The 13,649-nt window shown below is 70.0% G+C and carries 14 protein-coding genes; 2 read left to right on the top strand and 12 right to left on the bottom strand.

Features of this window, described 5'->3' with window-relative positions; translation table 11 throughout:
- The first annotated feature begins 82 nt into the window (after positions 1-82).
- Complete coding sequence (locus D7Y04_RS21645; RefSeq protein ID WP_120598803.1) at positions 83-640, top strand: cytochrome c oxidase assembly factor Coa1 family protein; 558 nt, start codon at positions 83-85, stop codon at positions 638-640.
- A 91-nt stretch (positions 641-731) separates the two neighbouring features.
- On the opposite strand, the gene D7Y04_RS21640 is transcribed toward D7Y04_RS21645, so the two are convergent.
- From D7Y04_RS21640 to fsa, 4 genes are all read right to left on the bottom strand, one after another.
- A complete protein-coding gene (locus D7Y04_RS21640; RefSeq protein WP_121760564.1) occupies positions 732-1,697 on the bottom strand; it encodes an electron transfer flavoprotein subunit alpha/FixB family protein in 966 nt (321 codons plus the stop codon).
- 41 nt (positions 1,698-1,738) lie between these two features.
- The gene (locus D7Y04_RS21635) at positions 1,739-2,536 is read right to left on the bottom strand and encodes an electron transfer flavoprotein subunit beta/FixA family protein (protein ID WP_121760563.1); all 798 of its coding nucleotides are present in this window, start codon (positions 2,534-2,536) and stop codon (positions 1,739-1,741) included.
- Positions 2,537-2,668: 132 nt separating this feature from the next.
- Complete coding sequence (locus D7Y04_RS21630; RefSeq protein WP_120598800.1) at positions 2,669-3,805, bottom strand: acyl-CoA dehydrogenase family protein; 1,137 nt, start codon at positions 3,803-3,805, stop codon at positions 2,669-2,671.
- Between the two features lie 148 nt (positions 3,806-3,953).
- Entirely contained in the window at positions 3,954-4,619 is a 666-nt protein-coding gene (fsa, locus tag D7Y04_RS21625) for a fructose-6-phosphate aldolase (RefSeq protein ID WP_014399257.1), read from the bottom strand.
- A 136-nt stretch (positions 4,620-4,755) separates the two neighbouring features.
- Here fsa and D7Y04_RS21620 point away from each other — a divergent pair, with 136 nt between their 5' ends.
- Positions 4,756-5,829: an SIS domain-containing protein gene (locus tag D7Y04_RS21620; RefSeq protein WP_120598799.1), complete on the top strand. Its 1,074-nt coding sequence runs from the start codon at positions 4,756-4,758 to the stop codon at positions 5,827-5,829.
- Here the strand turns inward: D7Y04_RS21620 and D7Y04_RS21615 are convergent, their stop codons facing one another.
- Genes D7Y04_RS21615 through D7Y04_RS21580 form a run of 8 tightly spaced genes read right to left on the bottom strand, consistent with a single transcriptional unit; the run spans position 5,830 to position 13,577 of the window.
- Complete coding sequence (locus tag D7Y04_RS21615) at positions 5,830-7,218, bottom strand: hypothetical protein (RefSeq protein ID WP_121760562.1); 1,389 nt, start codon at positions 7,216-7,218, stop codon at positions 5,830-5,832.
- Positions 7,215-7,754 (bottom strand): 2-amino-4-hydroxy-6-hydroxymethyldihydropteridine diphosphokinase, encoded by a 540-nt coding sequence (folK, locus tag D7Y04_RS21610; protein ID WP_121760561.1) that lies wholly within the window; start codon positions 7,752-7,754, stop codon positions 7,215-7,217. Before folK ends, D7Y04_RS21615 begins: the two co-directional genes overlap by 4 nt.
- Complete coding sequence (locus D7Y04_RS21605; protein WP_120599242.1) at positions 7,751-8,518, bottom strand: fumarylacetoacetate hydrolase family protein; 768 nt, start codon at positions 8,516-8,518, stop codon at positions 7,751-7,753. Before D7Y04_RS21605 ends, folK begins: the two co-directional genes overlap by 4 nt.
- The gene (gene dapB, locus D7Y04_RS21600; RefSeq protein WP_121760560.1) at positions 8,515-9,333 is read right to left on the bottom strand and encodes a 4-hydroxy-tetrahydrodipicolinate reductase; all 819 of its coding nucleotides are present in this window, start codon (positions 9,331-9,333) and stop codon (positions 8,515-8,517) included. Before dapB ends, D7Y04_RS21605 begins: the two co-directional genes overlap by 4 nt.
- 14 nt (positions 9,334-9,347) lie before the next feature.
- Entirely contained in the window at positions 9,348-10,235 is an 888-nt protein-coding gene (gene dapA, locus D7Y04_RS21595; protein ID WP_121752571.1) for a 4-hydroxy-tetrahydrodipicolinate synthase, read from the bottom strand.
- Positions 10,236-10,251: 16 nt separating this feature from the next.
- Positions 10,252-11,493 carry a diaminopimelate decarboxylase gene (gene lysA / locus D7Y04_RS21590; RefSeq protein ID WP_120599240.1) on the bottom strand — a complete coding sequence of 414 codons (1,242 nt, stop codon included), beginning with the start codon at positions 11,491-11,493 and terminating at the stop codon, positions 10,252-10,254.
- Positions 11,490-11,705 carry a hypothetical protein gene (locus tag D7Y04_RS21585; RefSeq protein WP_120599239.1) on the bottom strand — a complete coding sequence of 72 codons (216 nt, stop codon included), beginning with the start codon at positions 11,703-11,705 and terminating at the stop codon, positions 11,490-11,492. Before D7Y04_RS21585 ends, lysA begins: the two co-directional genes overlap by 4 nt.
- A 3-nt stretch (positions 11,706-11,708) precedes the next feature.
- Positions 11,709-13,577, bottom strand: coding sequence for a TIGR04551 family protein (locus tag D7Y04_RS21580; RefSeq protein WP_233597059.1), 1,869 nt, complete (start codon positions 13,575-13,577; stop codon positions 11,709-11,711).
- Positions 13,578-13,649 lie beyond the last annotated feature (72 nt).

Here is a 13,649-nt window from a genome sequence, read left to right as displayed (position 1 = left end):
AACCCGTCCCCGGTGCAGGCCCCACCCCCGCTTCGTCCGGAACCGGCTATGACACGGCCCCAGGTCCAGGCCAGGAGGGCCCATGCCGCCGACGATGCCCGAGGGTGACTACGCACCCGTGCCCCGCCAGGGGTGGTGGAACCGCAACTGGAAGTGGGCGGTGCCCGTGGGCTGTCTGGGGATTCTGGGCTCGTGCTTCTGCTTCGCGGCCATCGCCGTGGGCTGGGGCTACTCGTCGTTCAAGGACATGGGCGCGTACACGGACGCCATCGCGGAGGCCCAGGAGGATCCGCACGTGCAGCAGGCCCTGGGCGGCACCTTCAAGCCGGGCTTCCCCAGCAACACCCAGGTGAGCACCCGCAACGGGCGCACCCACGCGGAGTTCACCGTCCCGCTGGACGGCCCCAAGGCGGACGGCAACCTCCACGCCGTGGCCGACAAGAACGGAGAGGCGTGGATCTTCCGCACCCTCTACGTGCAGGTGGAGGACGGACAGCGCATCGACCTGCTCGACACGGGCGAGCCCTCCGCCGAGCCTCCAGAGCCGGAGGTGCCGCACGAGCTGGAGCCGGAAGACGCCGAGCCCTCGGAGCCGCCCGCGCAGAAGAAGTCCGGCAACGACACTGACATCGAGCTGTAGGGCTCCGTCGGAAATGACGAAGGGCGCGCCCCGGGATGTCCCGGTGACGCGCCCCTCGGTGTCACGGCCCGCCGTCAGACGGCGGTGCGGACTACTTCAGCTTCTGGATGCCTTCGCGCAGCGCGGGCAGGACCTTGAAGAGGTCGTCCACGAGGCCGTAGTCGGCCACCTGGAAGATGGGCGCCTCCGGGTCCTTGTTGATGGCGACGATGGTCTTCGAGGACTTCATGCCGGCCAGGTGCTGGATGGCGCCGCTGATGCCCGCGGCGATGTACAGCTTCGGCGCGACGACCTTGCCCGTCTGACCGACCTGCAAGTCATTGGGAACCCAACCCGCGTCGCACACCGCGCGGGACGCGCCCACCGCGGCGCCCAGCAGGTCCGCCAGCGCTTCGACTTCCTTGAAGTCGCCCTTGGTGCCGCGACCGCCGGACACCACCACGCTGGCCTCGGTCAGCTCCGGACGCGCGCTCTTCACTTCGTTGAACGACACGAACTTCGTCTTGGAGGCCTCCAGCTTCGGCTGGAAGGACTTCACCTCCGCGGACGCGCCCGCGCCGGCGACCACCGAGAACTCCGTGGCGCGGATGCTGATGACCTGCACCGGCGTGTTGAGCTTCACCTCGGCGAACACGTTGCCGGCCCACATGGGACGGGTGAACGTGATGTCCGCGCCACTGCCGTTGATGGCGGTGATGTCGGTGGCCATGGCGGCCATCAGCCGGGCGGCGACGCGCGGCAGCAGGTCCTTGCCCTGCGCCGTGGAGGCCGCGCCCACGAAGGTGGCCTTCAGCTCCTGCGCCAGCCCGGCGATGACGGGGGCGTAGACCTCGGCGAGGTAGTGCTCGAACTCAGGAGCGGCGGCGGTGTGGATGGCCTTGGCGCCGGAGCCCTTGAGCTCCTCCGCCAGCTTGGACGGGTCCTTGGACAACAGGACGAGGTGCAGCTCGCCGCCGGACTTGTCGGCCAGCTGCTTGCCCGCGGCGATGGCGTTGAGGGAGGCCTTGCGCAGGTTCCCGTCCGGCTGCTGCTCGGCGACGATGAGGACGATGGACATGGTGTCTGTCTCCGGAATCGTTGGAAGGGTTGGGAGCGCGGTCAGACGACCTTCGCCTCGTTGTGCAGCTTCTCCACCAGGGTGGCCACGTCCGGCACCTTGATGCCCGCCTTGCGCGCCGGGGGCGACGCCAGCTTGAGCACCTGGATCTTCGGGGCCACGTCCACGCCCAGCTTCTCCGGCGTCAGCTCCTCGATGGGCTTGCTCTTCGCCTTCATGATGCCCGGGAGGCTGGCGTAGCGCGGCTGGTTCAGGCGCAGGTCCGTGGTGACGACGGCGGGCAGCTGGACCTCCAGGGTCGCGAGCCCGTTGTCCACTTCACGCACCACGTGGATGCTCTTCTTGTCCGCGGTCAGCTTCACCGCCGGCGCCTTGGCCTTCTCCTCCGCGCTCTCCAGCGACTCCACCTTGGAGGCGAACGTGGCCTGGCCCCAGCCCAGGAACTCGGCCAGGTACTGGCCCACCTGGTTCTGGTCGTCGTCGATGGACTGCTTGCCCAGGAGGACGACGTCCGGCTTCTGCAGCTCCACGACCTTCTGGAGCAGACCGGCGATGCCCAGCTGATCCAGCGGGCCCGTGTGGTTCACCCACACGGCCTTGTGCGCGCCCATGGCCAGCGCGTGGCGCAGCTGCTCCTGCACGTCCTTGGGCCCGATGGAGACGACCACCACCTCGCCGCCATGGGCCGCGGCCAGGCGCAGGCCCTCTTCCACGCCGATTTCATCGAAGGGGTTGATCTTGTACTTCAACCCCTCCTTCACGATGTCCGAGCCGTCCGGCTTCACCTTGATCTTCGACTCGGGATCTTCCACGCGCTTGGCGGTGACGAGAATCTTCACGGCGGGCTCTCCTCAGTGGGGAGTGTTTGGAAATCGGGGCGGCTTGACGCGTCGCGCATCAGGGCCGGAGTAATAGACATCCGCACACGGCGGCGGCAACGGGAAAGCCCCGCCGGGCACAGTTTTGCTTTTCTACCTGAACAGTTCCTTCGCGATGACCAGGCGCTGCACCTGGCTCGTGCCCTCGTAGACCTGGATGAGCTTGGCGTCGCGCATCAGCTTCTCCACGGGGTATTCCTTCATGTAGCCGTAGCCGCCGAACACCTGCACCGCGTCCGTGGCGACCTTCATGGCCATATCCGCGGCGAAGCACTTCGCATAGCTGGACTGGAGGGTGTTGCGCTGTCCTTCATCCAGCACCTGCGCGCTCTCGTAGGTGAGCAGGCGCGCGGCGTGGGTGTTCATGGCCATCTCCGCCAGCATGAACTGGACGGCCTGGTGCTCGCGGATGGCCTTGCCCATCGTGTGGCGCTGCGCGGAGTACTCCAGCGAGTGCTCCAGCGCCGCGCGGGCGATGCCAATGGAGATGCTCGCGGTGAGCGGGCGGCTGTTGTCCAGCGTGGCCATGGCGATCTTGAAGCCCTCGCCCTCCTCGCCGATGCGGTTGGCGGCCGGGACACGCACCTCGTCGAACGTGACGGTGGTGGTGTTGCTGGCGCGCTGGCCCATCTTGTTCTCGTGCTTGCCGGTGGTCAGGCCCTGCGGACGGCCCTCCACGACGAAGCAGGTGATGCCCTTGTGCTTCTTGCCCTTGTCCAGCGTGGCGAACACGGTGAACTGATCCGCGTAGCCGGCGTTGGTGATGAAGCACTTGCTGCCGTTGAGGACGTACTCGTCACCCTCGCGGCGCGCGGTGGTGCCCATGGCCGCCACGTCCGAACCCGCGGCGGGCTCCGTGAGACAGAAGCAGCTGAGCTTGAGCTTCTCCCCAAAGGGGGCCAGCAGGCGCTTCTTCTGGTCGTCCGTGCCGTGGAGGATGATGGGCAGGTTGGCCAGGTCGTTGGCGATGAGGGACGTGGCCACGCCCGCGCAGCCCCACGCCAGCTCCTCGCACACGATGACCTGCTCCAGGTGCGTCAGGCCCACGCCGTTGTACTCGGACGGGATGGCCATGTTGAGCAGACCCAGCTCGAAGGCCGCGGAGATGAGGTCCTTGGGGAAGTCGGAGGTCTCGTCGTAGTGGGGGGCCTTGGGGCGCACCACGTCACGGGCGTACTTGCGCGCGGCGTCCTGCAAGGCGCGCTGGGACTCGCTGAGCTGGAAATCCATGGGGCGTGCTCCGGGAGGGTTGATTCAAATATCAATCCGCTCCTCCTGCCATACCGCTCCCGCCGTCCAGGCGCCAGCCCCCGCGAGGGCCCCCCCGTCGTTCCAGGGACACCGGAACGGCGGGAGGAAGGCTCGGAAGCCCGGGCGGTTACTTCCCGGCGGGCTTGCCCTGCTTGGGGACCTTTTCCCAATCCGCGAGGAACTTCTGGATGCCCGCGTCGGTGAGGGGGTGGTTCGCCAGCTGGGTGATGACGTTGTAGGGCAGCGTGGCCACGTCCGCGCCCAGGCGCGCGGCCTGGAGGACGTGGACGGGGTTGCGCACGCTGGCCACCAGCACCTGCGTGGTGAAGTCGTAGTTCTGGTAGATCTCCAGGATGTGGGCGATGAGCTCCATGCCGTCCTGGGAGATGTCGTCCAGCCGGCCCACGAAGGGCGACACGTACGTGGCGCCGGCCTTGGCGCACAGCAGGGCCTGGTTGGCGGAGAAGCAGAGGGTGACGTTGGTGCGGATGCCGTCGGCGGTGAGCGCCTTGACGGCCTTCATGCCCTCCACGCCCATGGGAATCTTCACCACGACGTTGTCGTGGATCTTCGCCAGGCCCTGGCCTTCCTTGATGAGCTCCGGGGCCGTCAGCGACACGCACTCCGCGCTGATGGGACCGTCCACGATGGAGCAGATCTCCCGGATGGTCTCTTCCAGGTTGCGGCCGACCTTGGCCAGCAGTGACGGGTTGGTGGTGACGCCGTCCACGCAGCCCATTTCGTGGGCCTTGCGGATTTCGCCGACGTCCGCGCTGTCGATGAAGAACTTCATGCCGTCCCCTCGGTTTCCGGTGGTGAAGAAGGTTTCCCCGGCCACGGGCGGCCGGGCGGGCAGGCCGTAGCCCAGGCCCCCCCATGCGTCAAGGATGGCCGCCCACGGCGTGGCGGAGTAGAGGTAGCGCCCATCCATGGCCCGCGCTCCCCGCTCCACCGCCAAGAAGCCCAAACTGCGTGCCCTCCCCGGCCGCGCGCCGTCCCCAGCCCCCGAGCGCACCCAGGCCCGGGACGCGGATGACGAGGCCGCGCTCACCTACGCGCGCGGCGTGCTGGAGGCGGAGGCCCGCGCGATCCTTGGCGTCACGGACCGGCTGGGGGACGCGTTCCTGCGCGCGCTGAAGCTGGTGCGCGACTGCCCGGGCCAGGTGGTGGTGACGGGCATGGGGAAGGCGGGCCACATCGGCCAGAAGCTGTCCTCCACGCTGGCGTCCACCGGCATCCGCTCCGTGTTCCTCCACCCCGCGGAGGCCGTGCATGGCGACCTGGGCCGCGTGGGCGCGGGCGACGTCATCCTCGCGCTGTCCAACAGCGGCAGCACGGAGGAACTGCTGCGCCTCTTGCCCCTCTTCAAGCGCATGGGCACGCCGGTGGTGGCGCTCACCGGGGACGCGGACAGCCCGCTCGCGAAGGGCGCGGAGGTGGTGCTGGACATCGGCCGGATTGAAGAAGCCTGCCCCATGGGCCTGGTCCCCACCGCGTCCACCGCCGCGCTGCACGCCGTGGGCGACGCGCTGGCGATGACGCTCCTGCGCTCGCGCCCCTTCGGGCGGGACGACTACGCGCTGCTGCACCCGGGTGGGAAGCTGGGGCGCTCCGTGCTGCGCGTCTTCGAGCTGATGCGCACGGGCCCCGCGAACCCGCTGGTGCTGGACACCGCGCGGCTGTCCCAGGCGGTGGTGGTGATGACCAACACGCCGGGCCGGCCGGGCGCCGCGTGCGTGGTGGACCGCGACGGGAAGCTGGAGGGCATCTTCACGGACGGCGACCTGCGCCGGCTGGTGGAGCGGGGGCACACGGACTTCGAGGTGCCGGTGCGGCAGGTGATGGGCAAGCGCCCGCGCTGCATCACCCCGGACACGCTGGTGCTCACCGCCGCCACGCAGATGCGCGAGCTGAGGGTGGACCAGCTGCCCGTGGTGGACGTCGAGGGCCGCGCGGTGGGCCTGCTCGACGTCCAGGATCTGCTGGCCGCGAAGTTCGTGTAGCTACTGCGACAGCTTCGCCTGCAGCGCGGCCTTGTTGGGGTAGTTGGGCACGTCCTGGGCCAGCTTCTCCCAGAGGGCCTTGGCGCCCTTCGCGTCGCCCTTGGCGAGCAGCGTGTCGCCCAGCTTCTCCACCGCGCCCGCGTCGGACTCCAGCGCCACGCTCCACACGCGCGCGCCCATGGGGCGTCCCAGGCCCACCAGCGCCCAGGCCATGCCCGCCTTGGCGCGCCCGTTCTCCGGCTGGAAGGGCACCACGCGGGTGTAGTTGGCCAGGGCCTCCTGGTAGCGGCCTCGCGCCAGGTGCTCCTCGCCTTCATCCACCAGCTTGGTGAGGCCCGCCTCCAGCTCCGGCGTGCGCTCGGTGTTCTTCACCGCGTCCACCATCTCCGGCGACAGCGGGCGCGGCGCGTCCGACGGCAGCGCGGCGGCCTGCGCGGTGGACTGGGACAGGCGCACCTTGCGGTCCGCGGCGCGCGACGCGAGCCACTTCTTCCGGCCGCCCGCCTTCAGCGTCTCCTCGATGCGCACGCTCAGCTCGCGGGCCATGGCCGCGCGCTGGGATTCCGGGTGCGACGTCACCAGCGCGTCGAAGCCCTCGCGCGCGGACTTGAGCGCCTGGAGGTCCTCGCCCTTCGTCTCGAAGAGCAGCGAGGAGTGGGCGTAGAGCGCTTCCTCGTGGCGGGGCGCCACCTCCAGCACCCGCGCGTACGCCTTCAGCGCGTTGGCGCTGTCACCGGTCAGGTACAGCGCGTTGCCGCGCAGCACGTCCACGTCCAGCGCGGGCACCAGCGCGGCCAGGGCGCACGCGGCGGCGCCGGCGGCGTCCCCGGACTTCGCGCGGGCCTGCGCCACGGCCGCCATGGAGTCCAGCGCCTGGCCCGGCGTGAAGCCGCAGTTGGCGGCCTCCGGGGTGGGGATGGCGGCATTGCCCAGCTTCTTGCGGGACGCGAGGAACAGCGCGCGCGCGCCGTCCGCCTTGGCCTGCGCCTGGGCCAGGTAGGACAGCGCCTCCGCGTTGCGGCCGTTCATGTAGTAGAGCTTGCCCAGCGACGAGGCGATCTCGAAGTCCTTCTCCCGCTCGCGCAGGCCTTCGGACGAGTCGAGCTGCTTCATCAGCTCCTCGGCGGAGGGCGGCAGCTTGTTCGTGTCCACCGTGGGGTGGCCCGACGGCAGCGGCGTGCCCGGCGCCACGGGGGAGCCCGCGGGCATCGTGGGGTGGCCCGGGGGCAGCGCGCCGTTGGGGGCATTGGCGCCAGGGCCCGAGCCCATACCGGAGCCCATGGACGGAGAGGCCTGGGTACCAGGGGGAATCGTGGGGTGGCCGGGAGGCAGGGAGGTGGGCTCGGCCGCGAGCAGCGCGGTCGTGGCCAGGACGAGGGACAGGCTCATAGTTCGTGGACGGGGAAACGGGCGCCCATGTCGGGCCAGAAGAGGGCCTCGCGCTTGCGGACGTCCTGGGGGGCGAGCTTCGCGAGCAGCTCCTGCACCGTCACGCCCAGCACCGGGTGGCGGGCGTCGGGGGCCAGCTCCGTCAGGGGCTCCAGCGCGAAGCGGCGCTTGTGCAGTTCAAGGTGGGGCACCTGGAGGTTCGCATCCGCGACGACGGAGTGGTCCTCTTCGTCCCACAGGAGGATGTCCAGGTCGATGGTGCGCGGGCCCCAGCGCTGCATCCGGCGGCGGCCCAGGTCCTGCTCGATCCGCTGGAGGATGCACAGCAGGCGCTGCGGCGTCAGGTCGCACTCCAGCGCCACCACGGCGTTGAGGAAGCGCGGCTGCGCGGGCCCCACCGGGGCCGAGTCATAGAGGGAGGAACAGCCCAGCACCGACACCGCGTCGATGCACGACATCGCGGCAAGGGCGGCCACGAGGTGGGACTCGCGGTCGCCCTCGTTGGAACCCAGTCCTACATAGACGGTCGCACTCAAGGCTCCATCTCAACCGGGTTCACCAGGGTTCCGATTCCCTCCAGCTCCACCTCCACCGTGTCCCCCGCCTTGAGCGCGCCCACGCCGGACGGAGTGCCCGTGCTCACCAGGTCGCCGGGCAGCAGCGTCATGATGTGGGAGATGAAGGAGACCAGGCGGGCGGGGCTGAACACCATGTCGGACGTGCGGCCATCCTGGCGCACCTGTCCGTTCACCCGGCACACCACCCGCAGGTCCGCCGGAGACAGGCCCGTCACGGCCCAGGGGCCCGCGCAGGCGAAGGTGTCGTAGCCCTTGGCGCGGGTGTGCTGGATTTCCTTGCGCTGGATGTCGCGCGCGGTGACGTCGTTGAAGCAGGTGAGGCCCCAGATGGCGCGCGCGGCGGTGGCCTCGTCCGCGTTCTTCAGGCGCTCACTGATGACGAGCGCCAGCTCCGCTTCGTAGTGCACTTCCTGGCTCGCCTTGGGGAGGCGGATGGGCGCACCCGGGCCGTTGAGCGCGGTGGAGGGCTTGGTGAAGATGAGCGGCTCCGTGGGGATGGGCTTGCCCATCTCCTCCGCGTGCTTGCGGTAGTTCTGGCCGATGCAGACGACCTTCGACGCGTCCGACGGCGTGAGCAGCGTGAGGCCCTTGAGCGAACGGCGCAGGCCGGTCTCCTTGCCACCGGCCCACGGCGCGGCGGTGAGCACCACCACCTCGTTGCCGTCAACGCGGCCGTAGCTGGCACGGCCCTCGACCTGGAAGCGGCAATAACGGGCGGTCATGTCTTCCCCTGGAGGCCGAGCACGTCGGCCATGTCATAGAGTCCCGGAGCGCGGCCCGCCACCCAGCGCGCGGCCCTCAGCGCCCCTTGTGCGAACTGATCACGGTTCGTCGCGCGGTGGGTGAGCTCGATGCGCTCGCCCTCGCCGAAAAAGTAGACCGTGTGCTCGCCCACGACGTCCCCGCCGCGCAGCGCCTGCACGCCAATCTCACCCGGCGGGCGGGCGCCCGTCTGCCCCTCGCGCGCGAAGGTGAGGTCGTCCTTCGTGCGGCCCAGCGCGTCCATCAGCACCTCCGCCAGCTTCAGTGCGGTGCCGCTGGGCGCGTCCTTCTTCATGCGGTGGTGCGCCTCCAGCACCTCCACGTCGAACGACGGGCCCAGCACGCGCGCCAGCTCCGCGGCCATGCGGATGACCAGGTTCACGCCCACGGACATGTTGGGCGCCGCGACAATGGGAATCCGCTTCGCGTGCGCCTCCAGCTGCGCGCGCCCTTCCGGCGTGAAGCCCGTGGTGCCCACCACCAGCGCCACGCCGCGCTCGGCGCAGATGCGCGCGTGCTGCAGCGTGGCCTCCGGGCCGGTGAAGTCCACGACGACGTCCGCCTTCGCGCCGTCCAGCGCGCGGCCCAGGCCGTCGTGCGCAATCACGTCCAGCGGCGCGCCCAGCCGGGCCACGAGCCCCGCGTCCTGACCGGAGAGGGGGCTGCCCGGGCGCACCGTGGCGCCCACCACCGGAAGGTCGCTGGCGGCCTTCGCCAGGCGCACCAGCGTGCTGCCCATGCGGCCGGAGATGCCGGTGATGACGGTGCGGGTCATGGCGCGCTTTCCCTTCAGGCCTTCAGCAGTCCCAGCCCGGACAGCTCGGCCTTCAACTTCGCGGCGTTCGCCTCGCCCATGGGCACGAGCGGCAGCCGGACTTCCGGACCGAACATGCCCATCAGGTGCAGCGCCCACTTCACCGGGATGGGGTTGGACTCCACGAAGAGCAGCCGGTGCAGCGCGTTCATCCGCACCTGGAGGCCGCGCGCCTTCGCGATGTCGTTGCTGCGCGCCGCCGCCACCAGGTCCGCCATCATGCGGGGCGCGACGTTGGAGGACACGGAGATGACGCCCTTGCCGCCGCACGCGATGAAGGGCAGCACCGTGAAGTCGTCGCCGGACAGGAACGTCATCCGGTCGCCGCACTTCTCCACCAGGTCCACCGCGCGGATGAGGTTGCCCGTGGCCTCCTTCAGCGCCACGACCTCCGGGATGTCACACAGCTGGAGCACCGTCTCCGGCAGCAGGTCCACGCCCGTGCGGCCCGGCACGTTGTAGGCGATGAGCGGGAAGCCCGGGTGCGCCTTCGCGATGGCGCGGTAGTGCTCCACCAGGCCCGCCTGCGTGGGCTTGTTGTAGTAGGGCGTGACGATGAGCGCGCCGTTGGCGCCCACCTCGCGCGCGCGGCGCACGGAATCCATCGTCTCGCGCGTGCTGTTGCTGCCCGCGCCCGCCACCACCGGCACGCGGCCCTTCACCTCGTCCACGACGACGGCGATGGCGCGCGCGCGCTCGTCCGCGTCCATCGTCACGGCTTCGCCGGTGGTGCCCATGGGCAGCAGCACGTTCGTGCCGCCGTCCAGCTGGAAGCGCACCAGGGCCCGGAAGGCCCCCTCGTCCAGCGCGCCGTCGAGGAACGGAGTCGCCAGCGCCGTCATGGAGCCTTCGAAGGTCTTCATTCCGGCGCTTATACGTTCAGGCCCGCTCACCGCGCCAGAGGTCCTCGACGCGCTCGCGCTCCCGTACGACACGCCAGGCCGCTCCGTCCACCAGCACCTCCGCCGGCCGGGGCCGCGAGTTGTAGGTGGAAGCCATGCTCATCCCGTAAGCCCCGGCGCTCATGAAGGCGTACAGGTCGTCCTGGCGGGGCAGCACCAGGGGGCGCGCCCGCGCGAGCACGTCCGTGGACTCACACACCGGCCCCACGACGTCCACCTCCACGTCCCGGCCGCGGCGCTTCACCACCGGCTGGAGGTCGTGGTGCGCTTCGTAGAGGGCCGGACGCAGCAGGTCGTTCATGCCCGCGTCGACGACGACGAAGGTCCGCGCTTCGGTGGGCTTCCGGTACAGCACGCGCGTGAGCAGCACGCCCGCGTTGCCCACGAGTGCCCGCCCCGGCTCAAGGAGCAGCGTGGCCCCGGTGGCCTCCGTCGCGTTCAGCACCGTGCGCGCGTACTCCTGGGGGCTGGGCGGCGTTTCATCCGAATAGGTGATGCCCAGCCCACCGCCCACGTCCAGGTACTCCAGCGCGTGGCCCCGGGCATTGAGCCTGACGTAGAGGTCCGCCACCTTGGTGAGGGCGGCCTTCATGGGGGCGGTGCGCGTGAGCTGCGAACCGATGTGGCAGTCCAGCCCCAGCGCCTTCAGCCCCTTCATCTTCTTCGCCTTCGCGTAGAGGGCGACCGCCTCCTCGAAGGGCACACCGAACTTGGACGTCTTCAGGCCGGTGGAGATGTAGCGGTGCGTGCGTGCGTCCACGTCCGGGTTCACGCGCAGGGCGAACGGCGCGCGCTTGCCCAGCTTCCGCCCCACGGCATCCAGCGCCTCCAGTTCCTCCGCGCTCTCCACGTTGAAGAGCAGGAGGCCCTGGGACAGCGCCTGGGCCATCTCGTCCGGCGTCTTGCCCACGCCCGCGAACACCGTCCTGCCCGGTTCGCCGCCGGCCTGCTTCACGCGCGCCAGCTCGCCGCCGGACACGATGTCGAAGCCGCTGCCCAGCCTGGAGAAGAGGCCCAGGATGGCCAGGTTGGAGTTGGCCTTCACCGAGTAGCAGATGAGGTGCTTCTGCCCCTGGAACGCCTCCGTCACCGCCTGGAAGCGCTCCGTGAGCGCGGCGGTGGAGTAGACGTACGTGGGGGTGCCCACCGCGTCCGCGATGGCGGGCAGCGGCACCTTCTCGGCGTGCAGCACGCCCTTCTGGTGGTGGAAGAAGCTCACTCGGGCAGCCCTGCGTCTACGGTGGACGGAGGCACCGTGGGGCCGGAGGGCTCCACGGGTCCGCGTGGCGATTGCTGCGCGGGAATCGTCTCCGCCGTGGGCGCGGGCAGCGGCGCCGGCCGGGGCGCGCGGGGGCTACCCTTGATGCCGCACGCCACCAGCGTGAACGTCAGGCTGGCGGCGGCGAACAGCCGCGGGAGGGCGGAGCGCATGGGCTAGAACCGGATGGCCAGCATGCCGCGGATGGCGTGCGCGGTGCTGAGCTCCTGGCCCGGCAGGTTCAGGTCCTTCAGGCCGTCCAGCGGGAAGAGGATGCCGTAGTCGATGCCCGCCACGAAGCCGTCCTCGGTGATGTAGCGCGCGCCGATGTCCGCCTCCAGGCCCAGGCTCTTGCTGATGTAGGACGGCGTCGACTCCGCGTAGAACGCCTGCGAGTAGATGACGCTGCCGTAGACGTCGAAGCCCTCCGCGATGGAGTACTTGAGGCCCGGCTTCACGTAGAACGCGTCCGTGACGCCATTGAGGATGGACCGCCACAGGATGACGTCCACGCGGTAGTCGCGGTTGAAGCGGAAGTTGCGGATGGCGTTGTCGCTGCAGCCGCCGTTGTCGCAGCTGTACTGACGGCCCTCCACGTCGCCCGGCGCGGTGTTGCCATCCGAGCCCGAGCCCTGGCGGCCCGGGTAGTTGCCGAAGCCCGGCGCCCTGTCACCAGAGGCGAAGCCCATCTCGATGCCCAGGTGCAGCTTGTTCTCGATGACGTGGAACTCCGTCTGGAGCACGCCGCCGAACTGCGCGATGCGCAGCGACTGGGTGGTGGGGTCGTTGGCCGTGAGGGCGCGCCCGTCGATGGAGCCCAGCTGCGCGGCGAACTCGGCCTCGATGCGGAACTTCTTCTCCTCGTACTTGAACCACAGGTCCGGGATGTAGAGCGTGCCGCCGCGCGGGACGAACGCCGGCGTGGTGACGGTGATCGGGTTGGAGGGGTTCGCCACGTCGAACGGGACGCCCGTCTCCGACAGGGTGGAGTACCGCTGCGTGCGGTAGGTGAAGTACAGGCCGTAGTTGAGGACGCCCTGGTTGTTGTCCAGCTTGGCCTTCTGCTGCTGCTCGGTGTCGCGCCGCGCGATGGCCAGCACCAGGCTGTGCGCGTCGTCGGACTGGGTGAGGTCCACCGGCTCGCCCAGGGTGTTGGCCTTCTCCGTGGACAGGCCCTCCGAGTTGAAGTCCAGCATGGGCGTCACGTACCAGCCGGCGAACGGCTCGGTGACGAACTGGATGCGGTCCACCGTGTCGCCGTAGTCGCAGTCCAGGCAGTTGCCGTCGTTGCGCAGCATGCCCAGGCCCCAGTGGCTGCCCATGCGGCCGAAGCGCAGGATGCCCACCGGCGTCGTCACCTCACCGTACGCGCGCCGCACGATGACGGAGTCCTTGAACGCGTTGACGGCGGAGTTGGACGGGGACTCGTTCTCAGAGAAGAGCGTGAAGTTGTTGCGCCCATCCCCGCTGTAGGCGCTGTCCGGGTTGGAGCCCAAGAGGACGTTGTCCAGCGCGTCCACCTGCGCCTTGATGCGCACGTCCTCGGAGACGTTGAAGGACGGGTCCAGGCGGAAGCGCATGTTGGCGCCGGCCTGGGTCTGCTCGGAGGCGGAGCGCGGCGAGCGCGTCCACAGCTGGCGGCCCAGGGGCGTGCCGGAGGGCAGCGCGGGCTTGCCCAGGTCGAACTTGTAGAAGAGCACGGGGCGGACGCGCAGGTAGCCGTCCAGCGTGAACAGCTCCAGCTTGCGCTTCTCCTCCGTCCACTCCTCCTGCCAGTCGTTGTTGGCCACGGCCTGGGTGGCCGTCTGCGCGCGGATGTCCTCGCGCAGCTCCTGACGCGTGGCCTCCAGGCGCTGCTCCAACTCCTCGCGGCTGACAGAGCCCTCGGTGGTGGGGGCGGGGGAAACGGCGGCCGGAGCCGCGGGAGCCGCGGCGGGAGCCGACTCCTGGGGTGCCGAGGGCGTGGTGCCACCATCGGGCACCGGCGTCTGCGCGGTGGCCGTGGACGAGGCGACGAGCAGCGCCGCCAGCAGGACGTGAGACATGGTCAACGGTCTCCGGGGCCGCGACATGACGCGGCCGGGTGTAAAGGGCGGGCGATTCAAGCCATGCCCCCC

It is taken from the genome of Corallococcus sp. AB038B, assembly GCF_003668955.1.
Lineage (GTDB): Bacteria > Myxococcota > Myxococcia > Myxococcales > Myxococcaceae > Corallococcus > Corallococcus exiguus.
This window is presented reverse-complemented; position numbering and strand designations above follow the sequence as displayed.